At 61.0% G+C, this 19,939-nt stretch carries 18 protein-coding genes; 9 read left to right on the forward strand and 9 right to left on the reverse strand.

The window, feature by feature from the left end; genetic code table 11:
* Positions 1-176 precede the first annotated feature (176 nt).
* The 4 genes from SOP85_RS04660 to SOP85_RS04675 all read right to left on the reverse strand — a co-directional run bounded on the left by SOP85_RS04660 (position 177) and on the right by SOP85_RS04675 (position 5,802).
* The gene (locus SOP85_RS04660) at positions 177-389 is read right to left on the reverse strand and encodes a hypothetical protein (RefSeq protein WP_274075112.1); all 213 of its coding nucleotides are present in this window, start codon (positions 387-389) and stop codon (positions 177-179) included.
* Between the two features lie 244 nt (positions 390-633).
* On the reverse strand, positions 634-1,740 hold the full coding sequence (aguA, locus tag SOP85_RS04665; protein ID WP_323626219.1) for an agmatine deiminase: 1,107 nt from the start codon (positions 1,738-1,740) through the stop codon (positions 634-636).
* Between the two features lie 5 nt (positions 1,741-1,745).
* Positions 1,746-2,624: an N-carbamoylputrescine amidase gene (gene aguB, locus SOP85_RS04670; protein ID WP_046815314.1), complete on the reverse strand. Its 879-nt coding sequence runs from the start codon at positions 2,622-2,624 to the stop codon at positions 1,746-1,748.
* 265 nt (positions 2,625-2,889) lie between these two features.
* Positions 2,890-5,802, reverse strand: a complete 2,913-nt coding sequence (locus tag SOP85_RS04675; protein WP_323626220.1) for an aminotransferase — start codon at positions 5,800-5,802, stop codon at positions 2,890-2,892.
* A 186-nt stretch (positions 5,803-5,988) separates the two neighbouring features.
* On the opposite strand from SOP85_RS04675, the gene rfbC reads away from it, so the two are divergent.
* The 4 genes from rfbC (at position 5,989) to SOP85_RS04695 (ending at position 10,315) form a co-directional block, all read left to right on the forward strand.
* On the forward strand, positions 5,989-6,537 hold the full coding sequence (gene rfbC, locus SOP85_RS04680) for a dTDP-4-dehydrorhamnose 3,5-epimerase (protein ID WP_274075109.1): 549 nt from the start codon (positions 5,989-5,991) through the stop codon (positions 6,535-6,537).
* An 82-nt stretch (positions 6,538-6,619) separates the two neighbouring features.
* Positions 6,620-8,428: a sensor histidine kinase gene (locus tag SOP85_RS04685; protein ID WP_323626221.1), complete on the forward strand. Its 1,809-nt coding sequence runs from the start codon at positions 6,620-6,622 to the stop codon at positions 8,426-8,428.
* Positions 8,425-9,819, forward strand: a complete 1,395-nt coding sequence (locus SOP85_RS04690; RefSeq protein WP_323626222.1) for a sigma-54-dependent transcriptional regulator — start codon at positions 8,425-8,427, stop codon at positions 9,817-9,819. Before SOP85_RS04685 ends, SOP85_RS04690 begins: the two co-directional genes overlap by 4 nt.
* A gap of 40 nt (positions 9,820-9,859) precedes the next feature.
* A complete protein-coding gene (locus SOP85_RS04695; RefSeq protein WP_274075106.1) occupies positions 9,860-10,315 on the forward strand; it encodes a YiiD C-terminal domain-containing protein in 456 nt (151 codons plus the stop codon).
* Between the two features lie 67 nt (positions 10,316-10,382).
* Here SOP85_RS04695 and cysQ read toward each other — a convergent pair whose 3' ends face one another.
* Positions 10,383-11,210: a 3'(2'),5'-bisphosphate nucleotidase CysQ gene (cysQ, locus tag SOP85_RS04700; RefSeq protein WP_323626223.1), complete on the reverse strand. Its 828-nt coding sequence runs from the start codon at positions 11,208-11,210 to the stop codon at positions 10,383-10,385.
* Positions 11,207-11,773, reverse strand: a complete 567-nt coding sequence (nudE, locus tag SOP85_RS04705; RefSeq protein WP_274075104.1) for an ADP compounds hydrolase NudE — start codon at positions 11,771-11,773, stop codon at positions 11,207-11,209. Before nudE ends, cysQ begins: the two co-directional genes overlap by 4 nt.
* Positions 11,774-11,863: 90 nt before the next feature.
* Between nudE and yrfG the strand changes: the two genes are divergently transcribed.
* On the forward strand, positions 11,864-12,526 hold the full coding sequence (gene yrfG / locus SOP85_RS04710) for a GMP/IMP nucleotidase (RefSeq protein WP_274075103.1): 663 nt from the start codon (positions 11,864-11,866) through the stop codon (positions 12,524-12,526).
* 100 nt (positions 12,527-12,626) lie between these two features.
* On the opposite strand, the gene lysM is transcribed toward yrfG, so the two are convergent.
* On the reverse strand, positions 12,627-13,076 hold the full coding sequence (gene lysM, locus SOP85_RS04715; protein WP_274075102.1) for a peptidoglycan-binding protein LysM: 450 nt from the start codon (positions 13,074-13,076) through the stop codon (positions 12,627-12,629).
* Between the two features lie 128 nt (positions 13,077-13,204).
* On the opposite strand from lysM, the gene SOP85_RS04720 reads away from it, so the two are divergent.
* The 4 genes from SOP85_RS04720 to SOP85_RS04735 all read left to right on the forward strand — a co-directional run bounded on the left by SOP85_RS04720 (position 13,205) and on the right by SOP85_RS04735 (position 18,222).
* Complete coding sequence (locus SOP85_RS04720) at positions 13,205-14,092, forward strand: LysR family transcriptional regulator (protein ID WP_323626224.1); 888 nt, start codon at positions 13,205-13,207, stop codon at positions 14,090-14,092.
* Between the two features lie 92 nt (positions 14,093-14,184).
* Positions 14,185-15,024, forward strand: coding sequence for a formate dehydrogenase accessory sulfurtransferase FdhD (fdhD, locus tag SOP85_RS04725; RefSeq protein ID WP_274075100.1), 840 nt, complete (start codon positions 14,185-14,187; stop codon positions 15,022-15,024).
* Positions 15,021-17,369, forward strand: coding sequence for an FdhF/YdeP family oxidoreductase (locus SOP85_RS04730; protein WP_323626225.1), 2,349 nt, complete (start codon positions 15,021-15,023; stop codon positions 17,367-17,369). The genes fdhD and SOP85_RS04730 overlap by 4 nt, the downstream gene beginning before the upstream one ends.
* A gap of 355 nt (positions 17,370-17,724) precedes the next feature.
* A complete protein-coding gene (locus SOP85_RS04735; RefSeq protein WP_274075098.1) occupies positions 17,725-18,222 on the forward strand; it encodes a glycine zipper domain-containing protein in 498 nt (165 codons plus the stop codon).
* 70 nt (positions 18,223-18,292) lie between these two features.
* Here SOP85_RS04735 and SOP85_RS04740 read toward each other — a convergent pair whose 3' ends face one another.
* Positions 18,293-18,712: an acyl-CoA thioesterase gene (locus tag SOP85_RS04740; protein ID WP_323606541.1), complete on the reverse strand. Its 420-nt coding sequence runs from the start codon at positions 18,710-18,712 to the stop codon at positions 18,293-18,295.
* Between the two features lie 147 nt (positions 18,713-18,859).
* On the reverse strand, positions 18,860-19,939 hold a 1,080-nt coding region (locus SOP85_RS04745), incomplete at its 5' end, for a 3-hydroxyacyl-CoA dehydrogenase (protein ID WP_323626226.1).

Below are 19,939 nucleotides of genomic sequence, written 5' to 3' on the forward strand. Positions count from 1 at the left end.
AGCTGGCTTGCCAGCGATGGGGCCATCACGTTCAACATTGATGTTGAATGACCTACCGCTATCGCTGGCAAGCCAGCTCCTACAGGGGGAGGGGTAATTTGCTACAACTTGTCGCCCATAAAAAAGCGCTGCCATCCCGGCAGCGCTTTTGTTTGTTCAATCCGTTGTTTTTCTTCTTATCCTTCCATCACATCCCACAACGCATCCAGTTCCGCTTCGCTGAACAAGCCAGCGGGGTAGCGCTCGATCATCGTCCGGCGCGGATCACTTTGTGTGATCTGACGCGTTCCATTGGACTTTAACCAGTGCGCCAGGATCTGCAGCGACTCGCCATTGACTGCCAGGGGATGCAACGCCCGCTCACTTGCCACATTCACTTCGGCGTTCATTTCAACGCTCTCTCCCGGTTTTTGAGCGGCTAACTTATCCAAGGTTTATGACAGAACAACTAAGTTCTCCCCTCCCGGCATTACACCTTCGCAGATACAAGAGCTATGCCAAGGCGTGCGCGCTGTCGACAAGCGGATACAAAAAAGCCCGCAGTCCTTAAGGGCTGCGGGCTTCCCACAAAGTTGCGCGCGAAAACGTTTGCCTCTCTGATTTCGCTACAAACTCAAGCTGTTACAACTGCACTCACTCTTTGTGCGGTGCTGGCTGTTGTTGGGTAAGGCAGTGAATGTTGCCGCCTCCCAGTAACAGTTCACGGCCAGGCACCATGACCACTTCATGCTGGGGGAACAGGTTCTGCAAAATTTCTTTTGCAGGACCATCGAGCGGGTCGTCGAAACTCGGGGCGATGATGCCGCCGTTGACGATCAGGAAGTTCACATACGAACCGGCCAGACGCACGCTCGGATTGCGTTCCTGGGTGCCATGCACCGGGTCGACACCTGCGCATTCTTCCTCGGTCGCATACAGCGGCCCTGGAATTGGCATCTTGTGCACCGTAAATGGGCGACCTTTGGCGTCGGTGCTGTTTTGCAGCACTTTCATCGCGGCCTGGCAGCGTGGGTAGTTCGGGTCCTGTGGATCGTCGGTCCAGGCCAGCAGCACCTCTCCCGGACGCACGTAGCAGCAGAAGTTATCCACATGGCCGTCGGTTTCGTCGTTGAACAAGCCGTCCGGCAGCCAGATGATCTTATCCACAGCCAGATGCGCGCTGAGCACCGCTTCGATTTCCGCACGGTTCAGGTGCGGGTTGCGATTGCGGTTGAGCAGGCACTCTTCGGTGGTGATCAGCGTGCCTTCGCCATCGACATGGATCGAGCCGCCTTCAAGCACGAAGCCCTCGGTGCGGTAGCGTTGGCTGCGCTCGATCTCGAGGATCTTGCCGCCCACCTGCGAGTCGCGGTTCCACGGCGAATACAGGCCACCGTCAAAACCGCCCCACGAGTTGAAGTCCCAGTTCACGCCGCGGACTTCGCCGTTGTTGTTGATGACGAACGTCGGTCCTGTGTCCCGGACCCAGGCATCGTCGCTGGACATCTCGACCACGCGGATATTGGGTACGTCCAGGCGGGCACGGGCGTTTTCGTACTGGCCGGCGGACACCGCCACGGTGACCGGTTCGAAACGGGCGATGGCCTTGGCCACCGCCACGTGCGCGGCTTGTGCCGGCTTGCCGCCCAGGCGCCAGTTGTCCGGACGCTCGGGCCAGATCATCCAGGTCTGGGTTTGTGGTGCCCACTCGGCCGGCATGTAGAAGCCGTCTGCGCGAGGGGTGCTGCTCAAAGTGGTCATGTCGGTCAGGACTCCAGGGAACCGTCGAGGGTTTTCAGCGCGCTGTACAGGTTCGGACGACGGTCACGGAACGAGCCCCACGCGCTACGGATGTGTTCCAGTTGGTCGAGGTCGAAGGTGTGAACCAGAATGCCTTCTTCGGTTTCGTTGAGTTCCTGCACCTTCTCGCCGAACTGGTTGGCGATGAACGACGAACCATAGAAGGTAATGTCGTAGCCGTCTTGTTCTTCGTTGCCGATGCGGTTACTGGCGATCAGCGGCATCAGGTTAGCGCCGGCGTGGCCCTGTTGCACGCGTTGCCAGTGATCACGGGACGAAATGGTCTTGTCGTGCGGCTCGCTGCCGATGGCGGTCGGGTAGAACAGAATCTCCGCGCCTTGCAACGCCATGCTGCGCGCAGCCTCCGGGAACCACTGGTCCCAGCAGATGCCCACGCCGATTTTCGCGTAGCGGGTGTTCCACACCTTGAAGCCGGTATCGCCCGGGTTGAAGTAGTACTTCTCGTGGTAGCCAGGGCCATCTGGAATGTGGCTTTTACGATAAATCCCGAGATTGCTGCCGTCGGCGTCGATGATCGCGATGCTGTTGAAACGCGCACGGCCTGCCAGTTCGTAGAAGCTGATCGGCAGCACTACTTGCAGTTCCCTGGCGACTTTCTGGAAGTGCTTGATGGCGACGTTGTCTTCGACCGTCGTCGCCAGCTGCAGGTAATCCGGGTTCGGCTTCTGGCAGAAGTACGGCGCTTCGAACAGTTCCTGGATCAGGATGATCTGCGCGCCCTTGGCGGCGGCTTCGCGGACCAGCCTTTCTGCGACCTCGATATTGCCTTCAAGGTCCCAGGAACAGGCCATCTGGGTGGCGGCGACGGTAACGTTACGGCTCATGAATCATCTCCGGGCAAGTGCGTGACGGTCGGGCATGGTTGATCCACACCCTGGCATTGGCGACTTTATAGCCGATAAATATCGGCTTTAGAAGCGACAGATAAGCCATGCGTCTAAAATTTCACACTTAAACCCGATAACAATCGAATTAACACCACCACTCCCTGTAGGAGCGAGCTTGCTCGCGAAAGCGGTCATTCAGACAAGAATTCGTGGCTGACACGGCCTCTTCGCGAGCAAGCTCGCTCCTACAGTGAGTATGTGTTTACAGACCCTCCGCGAGCACCTTCGAGAGCATATCCACGAAGAAATCCACGCTCTGGCGCGTAGTGACCATCGGTGGCTTGATCTTCAGCACGTTCAGGAAATCGCCAGTCGGTTGCATGAAGATCCCCAGCTCGCGCAAGCGATCGCACAACGCCGTGGTTTCCTCGGTGGCCGGCTCCAGGGTTTCACGGTTGCGGATCAACTCCACCCCCAGATAAAACCCGGAACCATGCACCGCGCCGACCAACGGATGAATATCGATCAGCGCTTCAAGACGCTCCTTGAAGTACCCGCCGACCACCTGGGCGTTTTCCCAGAGCTTTTCCTCTTCCATCACATCCAGCACCGCCATGCCGATCTGGCAACTGACCGGGCTGCCACCGGCAGACGAGAAGAAATAGCCCTCGGCCTCCAGCGCTTCGGCAATTTCCCGGCGGGTGATCACTGCACCCAGGGGCTGGCCGTTACCCATGCCCTTGGCCATGGTGATGATGTCCGGCACCACGCCCTGCTCTTCGAACCCCCAGAAGAAATCGCCCATGCGCCCGTAACCCACTTGCACTTCGTCGGCGATGCACACGCCGCCTTGGGCGCGGACCATTGCGTAAACCTGCTGCAAGTACCCCGGCGGCAGTGAAATACCACCGGCATTGCCGTACACAGGCTCGCAAATGAAACCGGCCAGTTGACGCTTTTGCTCGGCGATTTTCGCCAGGTTGTGTTCGACGCTGCGCACGTAGTCCGGCGTGCTGTCAGGGCCGCGGAATTCACCGCGATAGGTATTCGGCGCGATCACCGGGTGCACCCAGTCCGGACGGCTGCTCAAGGCCTTGGGGTTGTCGGCGATCGAAGTCGAGACCGCATCCGCGCCTACCGTCCAGCCGTGATAGGCCTCCAGCACGCTGAGCATGTCGCGCCCGCCGCTGTAGGCCCACGCCAGGCGAATGGCCAGGTCGTTGGCCTCGCTGCCGCTGTTGACCAGGAACACCCTATCCATGCCCTCTGGCGACAGTTTCAGCAAACGCTCGGAGAATTCGGCCACCGCCGCATAGTTGAACCGCGAGTTGGTGTTGAGCAACGACCACTGACGGCTGGCAACCGCCGCCATGCGCGGGTGGCCGTGGCCGAGTACCGCGACGTTGTTGAGCATGTCGAGGTAGGAGCGGCCCTGCATGTCGATCAGGTGGTTGCGCCAGCCGCGTTCGATACGCGGCGGGTCGACGTAATAGTGTTTTTGCGTACGGGCGAAACTGGCGTCGCGCCGAGCCAGCAAGGTCTGCGAATCGAGTTCTTCCTGCGCATCGCAAGCCAGCCCCAGCAGCGTCGCCGGCGACGGGCAAAGCGCTTGCCAGGCGGCGGCGCGCGAAGGTGTGCAGAACAGTGGCGCACTGATCGACGCACCTCGGCACAACTGCACGATCAACGGCCCGCTGACCGAGCCCAGCACCTGGCCTTTTACCAGCGCCGCACCGCTGTGCAGCGATGGCGTTACGCCCCACAACCGAACACTCAGTTGCGGACCATCCAGTTGCAGCACCCCGGCCATCGGCTGGTGCACCACCCCGGCAAACGGCGCTTCGACTGCCGTGCCATGGGGCACGCGCAACTCGACGTGCAAGGGACAAGTGTCCGGTTCGCCGGCAGTGTCCGGGCGCGTGCGCGACAACCGATATTGCCCATAACGACTGGCCGCCAGGCCGTGGGCAGCGGAGGCTTCGTCCAACAGGCGCTGATCGATGCCTTCCTGCTCCCAGTTACCGGCCTCGAAATGCGGGCTGAGCACGCCCAGGTCGATCAACGCAAACTCGCGCCCCACCAGACTCGGCAGCAGCGGTGCGAAACCTTCGCTGCCAATGTCCGGCAGGCGCTGTCCGACGGCCGACAGGATGGCCGCTTCCATCAGCGCCAACGGCACCGAGGTGGCCACACGGAAAATTTCCCACTCGTGGACCAGGTTGTCGCGGCTATAGGCATTGCCCGGATCGATGCTGACCTGCTGTTCGCCACTGAGCACCAGTACTGCCGCGCGGGCGACGATCAGCGGCCACAGCGCCAGCAGTTCTTCGTGTTGCAGCGGATTGACCGCGTGATAGGCCTGCACCGCCGGCAAAATGCAGAAGGGATCGCCTCCGCCATGATGCAGCAACGCGGCACAGGTCACCGACAGGTCGGTAATGCGCCAGGTGCGGATCAGGTCACCGAAATCGATCACGCCTTGCAACTGCCAATGGCGTTGCGCATCCCGCTGCCAGACCACGTTGTCGTCGGTGATGTCCATGTGAATGGCTTGCACGGGCAACTTGTCTTGCAGTGGCAACAAATGGCGCTCTGCCTGTTCGCACGCTTCAACGATCAGGCGGCGCTGGGTTTCATCCTTGATCACCGGCAGCAAATGGGCGATCAGCGCATGGGCGTGGCGCGCGTCCCACTGCAGGGTGCGCACCAGCCCCGGATGGTCAAAATCCGCCAGTGCGAGGTCCATTTCACCGCACAGCCGCCCGAAACCGGCCACCACCGTGCGATTGAAATGTTCGAGGTGCGTCAGCGATTGTCCTTCGATGTAATCCAGCAGACGCACATGCACCGCTTGGCCTGCGACCTCCAGGGACAACAGGTCCGCACCGTTTTTCGCCGCAATCACCCGCGGCACATGGACGTCAGGATGCTCAGCCAGGTGCTTGAGCCCGGCATGCTGGGCTTGCAGCTCGAGCGCCGAATAGTCGCCCCGGCAGATTTTCAGGACAAACCGCCCCTGATCGCTGTCGACGCGAAAATTCAGATCCTGCTGGCTGCCCAGGGGCTGTAATCTTGCGCTAAGCCCGTAATGCGCCTGCAGCAGCTCTAGCGCTTGCTCCGCTGACACTTGCGGGCTGGGCAAACTGGCGCGATGAATCAACGTGGCGAGCGGCATACAACGACCCCTGAAATTTTATTAGGCGCCTATATCGCCACTGCTCAAGGCGATACGCAACCCCCTTGAAACGGCTGGCAAGCGGCTGGATCGGTCAACTACCAAGAAAAAAACCACATGACACTCGCCCTTGCAGGCACTCTAGGCAAGAATGGCGACCATCAATGCCCATCGTTGGAGAAACCCATGAATGTTGTGACCACCGACCTGCCCGGTGTTTTGATCATCGAGCCCAAGGTTTTCGGTGACGAACGGGGGTTTTTCTACGAAAGTTTCAACGCCAAGGCTTTCAAGGAAGCCACTGGCCTGAATACGCAATTCATTCAGGACAACCATTCGCGCTCGCAACAAGGCGTGCTGCGCGGGCTGCATTACCAACTGGAGAACACCCAGGACAAGCTGGTTCGGGCCTGCGCCGGGGAAATTCTTGATGTCGCCGTCGACGTGCGGCGCAGCTCGCCGCATTTCGGCAAATGGGTGGCCGTACGCCTTTCTGCGCAGAACAATCGCCAGCTGTGGATCCCCAAGGGTTTCGCCCACGGTTTCCTGGTGTTGAGTGATTTCGCCGAGGTTCTCTACAAAACCACCGAGTACTACAACCCGGTGGCCGAGCGCAGCATTCGTTGGGATGATCCGGACCTGGCCATCGAGTGGCCGCCGCTGGATACAGCGCCGCAACTGTCGGCCAGGGATCAGGCCGCCGCATTCTTCAAGGACGCCGACGTCTTCGACTGAAACGGCGGCGCCCGTTTCAGCGCGCAGACTGCGTCGGCAAGCCTAGGCATAATGCACCTGTACCCACAGGCGCTCGATGCTCATGACTCCGACCCTTCCCCGCAGACCCCGCTGGCGCAGCCTGGCCCTGCTCGCGTTGTGCCTGGCGCCCTTGCTGTGGCCGCTGGAGCATCTGGCCGAGCGCTATTACCGCAGCGAACTGGCCGGGCAGAATCGCCAGACCCTCGATCTCTACGTCGCCAACCTGCTGGGCACCCTGCATCGTTATGAAGTATTGCCGCAGATCCTCGGCGACCTGCCAGCCCTGCGCGCCGTGCTTGGCGCGCCGGACGATGGCGTCACCCAGGGCAACGCCAACCGTCTGCTGAAAAACATCAGCACCCAGACCGGCGCCGAAGTCATGTACCTGATGGACACCACGGGCAAGACCCTGGCCGCCTCCAACTGGGACAAGCACGACAGCTTCGTCGGTCGTAACTTTGCCTTCCGGCCGTACTTCAGCGAAGCCATGGCCGGTCGACTCGGACGTTTTTTCGGCCTGGGCACCACGTCCGCCAAACGTGGCTACTTCTTCGCCGCTGCCGTGCGCGAGGGCGAGAAAATCACCGGCGTGCTGGTGGTCAAGGTCGACCTCGACCACACCGAAAGCCTGTGGGGCAAAACCCCGGAGCAACTGCTGCTGACCGATCACAACGGCGTGGTCATCCTCACCTCGCGGCCCGAATGGCGCTTTCGTTCGACCCGTGAGTTGAGCGAAGAAGAGCGCAAGGCAATCACCGCAATCCAGCCCTACCCCACCCGCGAACCCAAGCCGCTGAAGCTCAATCCCAACGCCTGGTTGACCCAGACCCAGGCGATCGCGGAAACCGGCTGGAACGTCAGCATCCTCGCCCCGCGCACCCTGATAGATCGCCCGGTGCGCACGGTGCTCGCCATCGGTGGCGCGACGCTGCTGGTGTTGATGCTGTTGCTCGGCCTGATGATGCAACGCCGCCGCCACTACCTGGAACGGATCGCCTTCGAAGCCAAGGCCCGGCGCGAACTGGAAGGCCGGGTGGCCGAGCGCACCAGTGATCTTGAGGGCCTCAACCGTCGACTCAAACAGGAAGTGCTGGAACGCGAACAAGCCCAGCAAGAACTGGTTCGCGCCCAGGATGACCTGGTGCAGGCCGGCAAGCTGTCGGCCCTGGGCACGATGTCGGCAAGCATCAGCCACGAACTCAACCAACCCTTGGCGGCCATCCGCAGCTACGCGGAAAACGCCGAAGTGCTGCTCGACCACCAGCGCACCGACGATGCCCGCGGCAATCTCAAGCTGATCAGCGAATTGACCGGACGCATGGCGTCGATCATTGCTCACCTGCGCGCCTTTGCCCGGCGCGATCGCCATGCCCCGGAGAGCGTCGCCCTGCAACCGGCGCTGGACGATGCCCTGGCCTTGCTGGCCAAGCGTCGGCGCAGCATGGAAGTCGAACTGATCCGCGACTTGCCCGCCGCCACGTTGTGGGTAGAGGCCGGAGAAACCCGCCTGCGCCAAGTGCTGGGCAACCTGCTGGCCAACGCCCTGGATGCCCTGACGGAAAAAGGCCCGCCGCGAAAACTCTGGTTGAGTGCCCAATCCACGGCCGAAGGCGTCAACCTGTACATTCGCGACAACGGCCCCGGGTTCTGCCTGGAGGCTCTCGGCCGCGCCAGCGAGCCCTTCTACACCACCAAGACCCGCACCCAGGGCCTTGGATTGGGGTTGGCGATCTGCGAGACCCTGATGCGCGCCTTCGGCGGCGAACTGTCGTTCGCCAACCACAAGGAAGGCGGCGCCCTGATTACCCTTAAACTGCGCGCAGGCGCACCGGGTGTGAGCCTGCAACCGTCCGAGGACCGAAGTGCATGACCATCGACAACCGCATCCAGGTCGTGTTGATCGACGACGATCCCCATCTGCGCCAGGCCTTGAGCCAGACCCTGGACCTGGCCGGCCTGAAGATTCTGCCGCTGGCAGAAGCCAAGGGCCTGGCCGCGCAACTGGAGCGCGACTGGCCGGGCGTGGTCGTCAGCGATATCCGCATGCCGGGCATGGACGGCATCGAACTGCTGACCGAACTCCACGCCCAGGACCCGGAACTGCCGGTGCTGCTGATCACCGGCCACGGCGATGTGCCGCTGGCGGTGCAAGCCATGCGCGCCGGGGCTTATGACTTTCTGGAAAAACCCTTCGCCAGCGACGCCCTGCTCGACAGCGTTCGCCGCGCCCTGGCCCTGCGCCGACTGGTGCTGGACAACCGCAGCCTGCGCCTGGCCCTGAGCGATCGCAATGAATTGAGCACACGCCTGGTCGGACACTCGCCCTCGATGCTGCGCCTGCGCGAGCAAATCGGCGCCTTGGCGGCGACCCGGGCAGACGTGTTGATCCTCGGTGAGACCGGGGCCGGCAAAGAAGTGGTGGCCCGCGCGCTGCATGACCTGTCGAATCGGCGCAATGGTCCGTTCGTGGCGATCAACGCCGGGGCGCTGGCCGAGTCGGTGGTCGAAAGCGAGTTGTTCGGCCACGAGCCAGGCGCTTTCACCGGTGCGCAGAAACGCCGCATCGGCAAGTTCGAGTTTGCCAACGGCGGCACGCTGTTTCTCGATGAGATCGAAAGCATGAGCCTGGACGTCCAGGTGAAATTGCTGCGCTTGCTGCAGGAGCGGGTGGTCGAACGTCTGGGCGGCAATCAACTGATCCCGCTGGACATCCGCATCATCGCCGCCACCAAGGAAGACCTGCGTCAGGCCGCCGATCAGGGGCGCTTCCGCGCCGACCTGTACTATCGCCTGAACGTCGCGCCCCTGCGCATTCCGCCACTGCGCGAACGCGGTGAAGATGCGCTGATGCTGTTCCAGCATTTCGCCGATGAAGCCAGCGCCCGCCACGGCTTGCCGCCGCATGAACTGCAACCCGGGCAACGCGCCCTGCTGTTGCGCCACACCTGGCCTGGCAACGTGCGCGAACTGCAAAATGCGGCCGAACGCTTCGCCCTGGGCCTGGAACTGGCGCTGGATAACAACGAGGTGCAAGGCTCGGTTGGCACGACGGTAGACATGGTCAGCGGCGGGTTGAGCGAGCAGGTGGAAAACTTCGAAAAAACCCTGATTGCCGCGGAACTGGCGCGCTCGCACAGCTCGGTACGCAGCGTCGCCGAGGCGCTTGGCATTCCACGCAAGACCTTGCATGACAAATTGCGCAAGCACGGCCTGAGCTTTGCCGACAGCGGCACCTCCACCCCCGGCGACGACCTCGATTGAGCCGCCGCCTACTCATCCACTACAAACAAGAGGCCCCTGAATGAGCCGCGACAGTCGTCAACTGGAATCCGTCCTCCACCACGACATTCCCCTCACCCGGGACATGGGCCTCAAGGTGCTCGACTGGCACGATCAGCAACTGCGCCTGTACTTGCCGCTGGACGCCAACGTCAACCACAAGAGCACCATGTTCGGCGGCAGCCTGTATTGCGGCGCGGTACTGGCCGGTTGGGGCTGGCTGCATTTACGCCTGAAAGAAGAAGGGATAAGCGACGGGCACATCGTTATTCAGGAAGGGCAGATCAACTACCCGCTGCCAGTGACAGGCGATGCACACGCCATTTGCCAGGCGCCGAGTGCGCAGGTGTGGAAGAAATTCCTGGCGATGTATCAGCGGTACGGACGGGCGCGATTGAGCCTGCATACGCGAGTGGTGAATGCGGGTAGCGATGAGGATGCGGTGAAGTTTGTCGGGCAGTACGTTTTGCACCGTTGATGCGCCGATCGATGCAATGCGGTGAGTCAGACACACCGCGTTGCATGGATCGCCAGCAAGCCGGCTCCTACAGGTTGGCCAGCGCCAACAATTGTTCCCGCCACGCTGCCTTGGCCGGCAGTGCCAGGAAAAATTCGTTCAGCAGCGATTCTCGCGCCGGATAACAGAACGGCGCCCCCTTCAAATCGAGCACCTCGCCACCCGCCCCTTCCAGCACGCCTTGAGCCGCTGCTGTATCCCACTGCGAAGTCGGCGCCAGGCGTGGATAACAATCCGCCGCCCCCTCGGCCAACAGGCAGAACTTCAGAGAACTGCCGATATTGGCCAGTTCCAGTTCCCCCAGGCTGGCGCTCAACCCGGCCAATAAGCGCTCCTGCTCTGGACTGGAATGACGACGACTGGCAACCACGGTGAACGCTTGGCCGGGGGCCGGAACATCACGCACCGCAATCGCCACGGGCGTGCCACCTTGATCGCCACGCCACGCGCCGAACCCGGCACCACCGACATAAAAACGCCCGTTGGTCGGCATCGACACCACGCCAAATACCACGCGACCCTGCTCGATCAACGCGATGTTGACGGTGAACTCTTCACTGCCGGAAATGAATTCCTTGGTGCCGTCCAGCGGGTCCACCAGCCACCAGCGCTGCCATCCGGCGCGTACGCTCTGAGGGATGTTGGCGTCTTCCTCGGACAGCACCGGGATGCTCGGATCGAGTGCCGTCAGCCCGGCCAGGATCAGATGGTGAGCGGCCAGGTCTGCGGCCGTCACGGGTGAATCATCCGCCTTGGCGGTCACCTGCGTGCCGGTGCGCCAAAATGGCAGGATCGCATCGCCGGCCTGCAACGCCAGCTCGACCACCGGCGCCATCAATGGGTGGGGAAAATTCATGGCTGGAACACCCCGCGCTGGGTCAACAGGTCACGGGCCAGGTACAAGGCTGCCAAGGCCCGGCCTTCGGTGAACTTCGGGTTCTGCGCCAGCGCCGACAACTCGCGCAGGTTGACCTTGTCCACGCCCATCGGCTCAGGTTCGTCACCTTCCAGGCGTTCTTCGTACAGGTCAGTGGCCAAGACCACCTGGATTTTCTGGCTCATGTAACCGGGGGACAGCGACAGCTCGGTCAAATGCTCAAGCTGTCGCGCGCCAAAACCGGCTTCTTCCTTGAGCTCGCGCTCGGCTGCCGCCAGAACGTCCTCACCTGGCTCGATCAAGCCTTTGGGCAGCGAGAATTCGTATTCATCGGTACCGCCGCAGTATTCCTCGACCAGGACGGCATGGTCCGCATCGAGCATCGCCACGATCATCACGGCGCCATAACCTGCACCCTTGCCGACCAGCCGCTCATAGGTGCGCTCCACGCCATTGGAAAAACGCAGCTTCAGTTCCTCGACACAGAACAAACGGCTGGTGGCGACAATCTCGCGGGCGAGGATGGTGGGTTTCTGGCGCATGAGCGGCTCCTGGGCGATAGCGGGTTACTATACCCGGCCTATCCTGATTGTTGTCCCCGGATACCTTTTTTTACCGCTGGAGAAGTTTTTATGTCCCTGCTGCCCTGGCGCGACATCGATACCGTTCTGCTGGACATGGACGGCACGCTGCTGGACCTGCACTTCGACAACCATTTCTGGCTGGAGCACCTGCCAAAGCGCTATGCCGAATGGCACGGAGTGAGTCGGGCCATGGCCGATATGGAACTGCAGCCCCTGTTTGAACGCAATGCTGGCCAGCTGCAGTGGTACTGCCTGGATTTCTGGAGTGCCGAACTGAAGCTGCCGGTGCGCGAGCTGAAACTGGAAACCGCTCATCTGATCGCCCTGCGCCCGGATGCGGACACCTTCCTGGCCGCGATCAAGCGTGCAGGCAAACGCGTGGTGCTGATCACCAACGCGCACCGCGATTCGCTGTCCTTGAAGCTGGAAAGAATCGAACTGGCACCCTATTTCGAGCGCCTGATCAGCTCCCACGATTACGGTTTCCCCAAGGAAAACCCGCAGTTCTGGGATGCCTTGCAGGCCGACATCGACTTCGACCCGGCGCGCAGCCTGTTTATCGACGATACCTTGCCGATCCTGCGCAGTGCGCGGGATTTTGGTGTGGGGCATTTGCTGGCCGTGAAAGAGCCGGACAGCCAAAAGGGGCCCAAGGACACCGCTGAATTTGCCGCAGTGGGTGATTATCGGGATTTGATAACCGGCCTTTGATTCCCTGTAGGAGCTGCCGAAGGCTGCGATCTTTTGACTGTGATCTTTAAAAACAAGATCAAAAGATCGCAGCCTGCGGCAGCTCCTACAGAGCCTCACATTATTCGGGAATCCGCAACGATTGCCCCGGATAGATCTTGTTCACATCCTTGAGCATGGGTTTGTTGGCCTCGAAGATTTTGTTGTACAGGTTGGCATTGCCATACACGCGCAAGGAAATGGCACTCAGGGTGTCGCCCTTCTCGACCACAACAAACTTCGCCGCCACGACCACAGGTCCAGTAACAGTGATCTCATCTTCAACACCGCTGACACCTGCCACATTGCCCAGGGCCAGGAGGATTTTCTCCTTCTCTTCCTGCGTATTCGCTTCGCCGCTGGCGATGACCTTATCGCCCTCGACCTTGACCTGAATCTTGGAAGTGTCGATCCCCGTCAACGCACTCTGCACATGCTTGGTCAACGCCTCGCTGTTGGCTTCGGCTTTGTCCGGCGTCAACGCATCGAGGATTTTTTCACCGGCTTCTTTTAGAAAACTGAACAGGCTCATTGTTTCGCTCTCCTTGGGTTTCGGGTTCCAGACGCAAAAGCCTAGACCACGGCAGTCATTTGCCAATCCAAACCGACCAATGACGCCGCTTGCGATAGAATCGCCCCTTCCCGCCTCCAGGAACGAAGATGGACATCAAGCAGCTGAAATTCCTCATCGCTCTGGACGAAACCCGCCATTTCGGCCAGGCCGCCGCGCGCTGCCACATTACCCAGCCGACCCTGTCCATGCGCCTGCGCAGCCTCGAAGAAGAACTCGACCTGCCGCTGGTCAATCGCGGCCAGCGCTTCGAAGGCTTCACTGCACCTGGCGAGCGGGTGCTGGCTTGGGCGCGCACCGTTCTGGCGGCCTATGATGGCCTGTACGCCGAGGCGGCCGCCTGTCGCGGTAACCTGGTCGGCACCCTGCGCCTGGGCGTGGTGCCGCTGTCGAGCTTCGATCCCCTGCCGCTGCTGCAACGCCTGCACACGGAACACCCGAACCTGCGCTTCGAACTCTCGGCCCTGAGTTCCGAGCAGATCCTCGAACAACTGGCGAACAATCGCCTGGACCTCGGCGTGTCCTACCTCGAACGCCTGGATGCCGAGCGTTTCGATTCCCTGACCTTCAATGAAACCCGCATGGGCCTGCTCTACGATCAGCGTTTCTTTACCTTTGGCGATGCACCGCTGAGTTGGGAGTCGCTGATCGAATTGCCGCTGGGCATGCTCACCAGCGGCATGCACTTTCGCCAGTCCATCGACCACAACTTCCATAGTCGAGGGCTCAACCCGCAGCCTTTGTTGCAAACCGATGCCGTCCATCAACTGTTACAAGCTGTGCACGGTGGCTTGTGCTGCGCGGTGATGCCGTTGGACGGAGGCCTGGAAGGACTGACCGATCATTTGCGCCTGCAACCGATCGAAAACGCCCAGACCCTAGGCCGGCTGGGGCTGATCATGCGTCGCAGCGCGCCACGCTCGGCTCTGGCGGAGGCCTGTTTTGCGCTTTATCAGCAATCGTTGATCGGCGCTTGATCGACGGCATCTATCGGCAGATCAGTAATAGCGATTAGACGTGACAAGTTGCCGCGCCTAGTCTTAAAGCTGATCAAACCCTCGGTGATGCCATGAACGCCAAGCGCCCAGCCTGCGCGGCGCCTGCCCTCGAAACGCCCGCGCCCGACGCCAGCCAAACGTACAGCTACAGCAACCTCGAACATTCGGAGTCGGCCAGCACCGCGCTGGCCGAGGAAGTCGCACTGGCGATTGCCTATAACGGCATCAGCCAGGCGGTGATGCTGGTAACGCCCACGGACCTTGAAGACTTCATCGTCGGCTTCAGCCTGGGCAGCGGCATCATCCAGGACGCCACGGACATCTATGACCTGCAACTCAGCGGCTCGGGCTCGGCGCAGTACGCGCAAGTGACCATCGCCAATCGCGCGTTCTGGAACCTCAAGCAACAGCGTCGGCAACTGGCCGGTACCAGCGGTTGCGGGCTGTGCGGCGTGGAAGCGGTCGAGCAGGCATTGCCGGACCTTCAGGTATTGCCCGGCGCCCCGCTGCCACCCATTGAATGGCTCGATGGCCTGCGCCAGCGCATTGGCGCGTTCCAGCCGCTTGGCCAGCACTGTGGGGCGGTGCACGCGGCCGTGTTCATGAACGACCAGGGCCAACTGTTGCTGGGCCGTGAAGATATCGGCCGGCACAACGCCCTCGACAAATTGATCGGTGGCTTGATCCGGCAAAATATTCCGACGGCGGGCGGGCTGGCGATCGTCACCAGTCGCTGCAGCCTCGAATTGATCCAGAAAGTCTTGCGCGCCGGCATCCAGACCCTGGTCAGCCTGTCATCTCCGACAGGGCTCGCCGTGCAATGGGCCCGTCGCCACAACCTCAATCTCATCCATCTGCCACAAAAGAATGCGCCGCGGGTCTACAGCCCAGCGTTGGAGAACCAAGCGTGAGTCAACACCGTCAAGCCGACCAGAAACCTGTCCCTCGCTACAAACCCTACACAGGCCCGGCCGGAGGTTGGGGCGCACTGATCAGCGTCGCCCAAGCCTGGTTGACCAGCGACAACGCGCTGAAAAACCTGCGCATGATGCTCAAGACCAACAAGAACGGCGGCTTCGACTGTCCCGGCTGCGCCTGGGGTGACTCCAACGAAGCCGGCATGGTGATGTTCTGTGAGAACGGCGCCAAGGCGGTGAACTGGGAAGCGACCAAACGCCGCGTCGACGCCAGTTTTTTCGCCAAACACAGCGTCACTTCGCTGCGGGAGCAAAGCGACTACTGGCTTGAATATCAGGGCCGGCTGACCGAGCCGATGAGCTATGACGCCGAGACCGATCGCTACAAGCCGATCAGTTGGGACGCTGCCTTTGCGCTGATCGCCAAACACCTGAACGGCTTGGCGAGCCCGGACCAGGCCGAGTTCTATACTTCCGGCCGGGCCAGTAACGAAGCGGCTTTCTTGTACCAACTGTTCGTGCGCGCCTATGGCACCAACAACTTCCCCGACTGTTCGAACATGTGCCACGAAGCCAGCGGCGTTGCGTTGTCACAAAGTGTCGGCGTCGGCAAAGGCACCGTGACCTTCGACGACTTCGAACACGCCGATGCGATTTTCGTCTGGGGCCAGAACCCCGGCACCAACCATCCTCGGATGCTCGAACCGTTGCGTGAAGCGGTCAAACGCGGCGCGCAAGTGGTGTGCATCAACCCACTTAAAGAGCGTGGCCTGGAGCGCTTCCAGCACCCGCAACACCCGATCGAAATGCTCACAAATGGCGACAAACCGACCAACACCGCGTACTTCCGTCCGGCGCTGGGCGGCGACATGGCGATCATGCGGGGTATGGCGAAATTCCTGCTGCAATGGGAGCGTGATGCACAGAATGCGGGCGAGCCTGCGGTGTTCGATCACGCCTTCCTCAATGAACACAGCGTCAATGTACTGGACTACCTGGCCGCCATCGACGAAACCCCATGGGAGCAGATCGTCGAGCAGTCCGGCCTGCCCCTGGTGGAAATCGAGCGAGCGGCGCGCATATACGCCAAGGGCAAGAACGTCATCATGTGCTGGGCCATGGGCATCACCCAGCATCGCCATTCGGTCGCGACCATCCAGGAAATCGCCAACCTGATGTTGCTGCGCGGCAACATCGGACGGCCAGGCGCCGGCCTGTGCCCGGTGCGTGGCCACAGCAACGTGCAGGGCGACCGGACCATGGGCATCAACGAACGGCCACCCGTGGCGTTCCTTGATGCCCTGGAGCGTCGCTTCCAGATCAAGGTTCCGCGGGAAAACGGCCACAACGTGGTCGAGGCGATTCATGCCATGGCCGAAGGCCGGGCCAAAGTCTTCATCGGCCTGGGTGGCAACTTCGCTCAAGCCACCCCGGACAGCCCGCGCACCTTCCAGGCCCTGCGCAACTGCGACCTGACCGTGCAGATCAGCACCAAGCTTAACCGCAGCCATCTGACTCACGGCAAAGACGCCCTGATCCTGCCGTGCCTGGGCCGTACCGACATCGACATCCAGACTGAAGGCGCGCAAGCGGTGACTGTCGAAGATTCGTTCAGCATGGTCCACGCCTCCAACGGACAGTTGCAGCCACTGTCGAACCAGATGCGCTCGGAACCGGCGATCCTGGCCGGCATCGCCGCCGCGACCTTGGGCAGCCATCCGGTCGACTGGAACTGGCTGGTGGCCGACTACAGGCGCATCCGCGACTTGATTGCCGATACCATCCCAGGCTTCAAGGATTTCAACGAAAGGGTCAAGCACCCAGGCGGCTTCTACCTGGGCAACAGCGCCGGCGCGCGCAAGTGGAATACCGCATCCGGCCGGGCCAACTTCCGCCCGAACGCGCTACCCAGGGATCTGGTTCACGAACGTACCCGAGCCACCGGTGTGTTGCCGGACCTGATCATGCAATCGATGCGCTCCCACGATCAGTACAACACCACGATCTATGGTCTCAATGACCGTTACCGCGGGGTTAAAGGCCAACGTGATGTGCTGTTCGTCAACGAAGCTGACATCATTCGCCTGGGCTTCAAGCCGGGGCAGAAGGCGGACATCGTGTCGATCTGGGATGATGGCGTTGTACGACGGGTGAAGGGCTTCACGCTGCTGGCATTTGATATTCCTGCAGGACAAGCGGCGGCGTACTATCCGGAAGTGAATCCGCTGGTGCCGCTGGAGAGCACCGGGGATGGCAGCCATACACCAACGTCGAAGTTCGTGGCGATCCGGTTGGAAGCGGCGAGTGAGACTGGGTTGATCATGGCCAGGTCGGCCTGATTCGGCGCCTGGACTGGCGTCTTCGCGAGCAAGCCCGCTCCCACATTTGATCTTCAGCGAACACGGATTTTATGTACGCCTGGTATTCAATGTGGGAGCGGGCTTGCTCGCGAAAGCGGTGGATCATCCAACGAATAATCCGGATGAAACAGTTTCCAAACGCCCACAAAAAAGGCCGTTTTTTCACAAAAACGGCCTATCCGAAGTAACTAAAGACCGGCGAAAAACCATTAAGTTCCGCCCAAAAAACAGCAACTTATAGAAATGTGCTCAAGTCGTGTTACTCGTCGGATTTCGATTGTCACGCCCATGACACAGCCTCAGGATCGCGTCGTCATCCCCTTGAGGTTCCTCCATGAAGTTCTCCTCGATTCTCTTGTTGTCCCTTGGCCTGGTCAGTGGCATGGCCTCTGCTGGCGGCACCACCGAAGCAGGTGTGGGCGGCGCATTGGGCGGGGTTTTGGGCTCGGTCGTCGGCCAATCGCTGGGCGGCAATACAGGTTCCACCATCGGCGCGGCCCTGGGCGGCGCGGGTGGTAGCGCAGTCGGCGCAGACAAACGCAGCCGTGGCGAAGCCGCCATTGGCGGTGCGTTGGGCGCAGCAGGCGGTAACGTGGTTGGCCGCAGCGTTGGCGGCACCACCGGCAGCCTGATCGGCTCCGCAGCAGGCGGCGGTGCCGGTGGCGCGCTGGGTAACTATATGGGCAACAAAGCCGATGATGATGACGATGATCATGACGGTCGTCGATATCGCGGTCATGATGATCGTCGTTACTACCGTGACGGCCACCCAGGTCGCGGTCATGCGTATGGCCACCGCAAGCATCACAAGTACTATCGCCATCGTGACTGATCCCGGAATACCAGGCGGTTCACTGATAGATAAAATCGCAGCCCAAGGGCTGCGATTTTTTTTGCCCGTTTTAAACTACCAGGCGCTCCATCGCACTGCGCAATGCGAGCGGAATAGCCACCGGCTGATTCGATGCCCGGTCGACGAACACATGCACGAAGCGCCCCGCCGCACAGGCCTCGTCTTCCCCTTGCTTGAACACCGCCAATTCGTACTGCACCGAGCTGCTGCCCAACTTGCCGACCCGCAAGCCGATCTCGATCCGATCCGGGAAGGCGATGGAAGCAAAGTAATCACAGGCCGAACTCACCACGAAACCCACCACCTCGCCATCGTGGATGTCCAGCCCACCGACTTCGATAAGGTAGGTGTTCACCGCCGTGTCGAAGTAGCTGTAGTAGGTGACGTTGTTGACGTGACCGTAGGCATCGTTATCGTGCCAACGGGTGGTGATGGGTTGCAAGTGCGGGTAGTCGGAGCGTTGGGGCATCAGCGTTGATTCCTGGGGTTGGATGACCAATTTAAGGCGAAAAACCGCGTTATCGTTCTTCGCGAGCAAGCCCGCTCCCACAGTGGAACGCCTTCAACTGTGGGAGCGGGCTTGCTCGCGAAGGCGCCGGAACAGGCTCCACATCAATTACTTGTCGGCAAACCCTTTCCGCGCCGCCGCCAACTCACCAATCAACCGCGCCGGGCTCCAGTGATCGCCCTGGCGGGTCTCCAGTGCCAACAGCCGCTGATGAATATCCGCCAACCCCTGCTGATCTGCCCAGGCCATCGGCCCACCCTTGTCCGCCGGGAACCCGTATCCGTTGAGATAAACCAGATCGATGTCATGGGCCGATCCGGCGATGCCTTCCTGAAGAATCTTCGCGCCCTCATTGACCAGCGCCAGCAGGCAGCGCTCCAGGATTTCTTCCTGGCTTATCTCGCGACGATGGAACCCCAGCCCTTCGCTGACTTCCAGTACCAGCACATCGACCTGCGGGTCGTGCTCAGCCTGACGACTACCCGGTTCATAGTGGTAGAAGCCATCGCCGCTCTTCTGGCCAAAACGGCCCAATTCACACAGACGGTTATCCACCTGCACCTCTGGCGCATCCTGCCCAACGCCGGACAGTTGCCGGGCACGCCATTGCAAATCGACGCCAACCACGTCGAACATGCGGAATGGCCCCATGGCGAAACCGAAACCTTGCAGCGCCGCATCCACCTGGTAAGGGTAAGCACCCTCCAGCAGCATTTTGCGCGCCTCCAGCACGTAGGTATTGAGCATGCGATTGCCGATGAAGCCGTCGCAATTGCCCGACACCACGCTGACCTTGCCCATGCGCTTGCCCAACGCCAGTGCGGCCTCAAGCACCGCTGGTGCAGTCTGGGTACCACGGACAATTTCCAGCAGCTTCATGATGTGCGCCGGACTGAAAAAGTGCAGGCCCAGAACTTGTTGCGGACGGCGTGTAACGGCAGCGATGGCATCAATGTCCAGTGCTGAAGTATTGCTCGCCAGAATGGCTTCAGGTTTGAGCAGGCCATCCAGTTCGCGGAAGATTGACTGCTTGAGCTCGAGGTTTTCGTAAACGGCTTCGATCACCAGGTCGACGTCACGGATGGCCGCATAATTGGCCGCTGCCGTGACCCGGGCGATACGGGCATCGGCCTCGGCCTGATCGATGCGTTCTTGCCGAACACTATGGGCGTAGGTGTCCGCCACGGT

It is taken from the genome of Pseudomonas sp. YuFO20 (assembly GCF_035064975.1).
GTDB classification, from domain to species: Bacteria; Pseudomonadota; Gammaproteobacteria; order Pseudomonadales; family Pseudomonadaceae; genus Aquipseudomonas; species Aquipseudomonas putida_AE.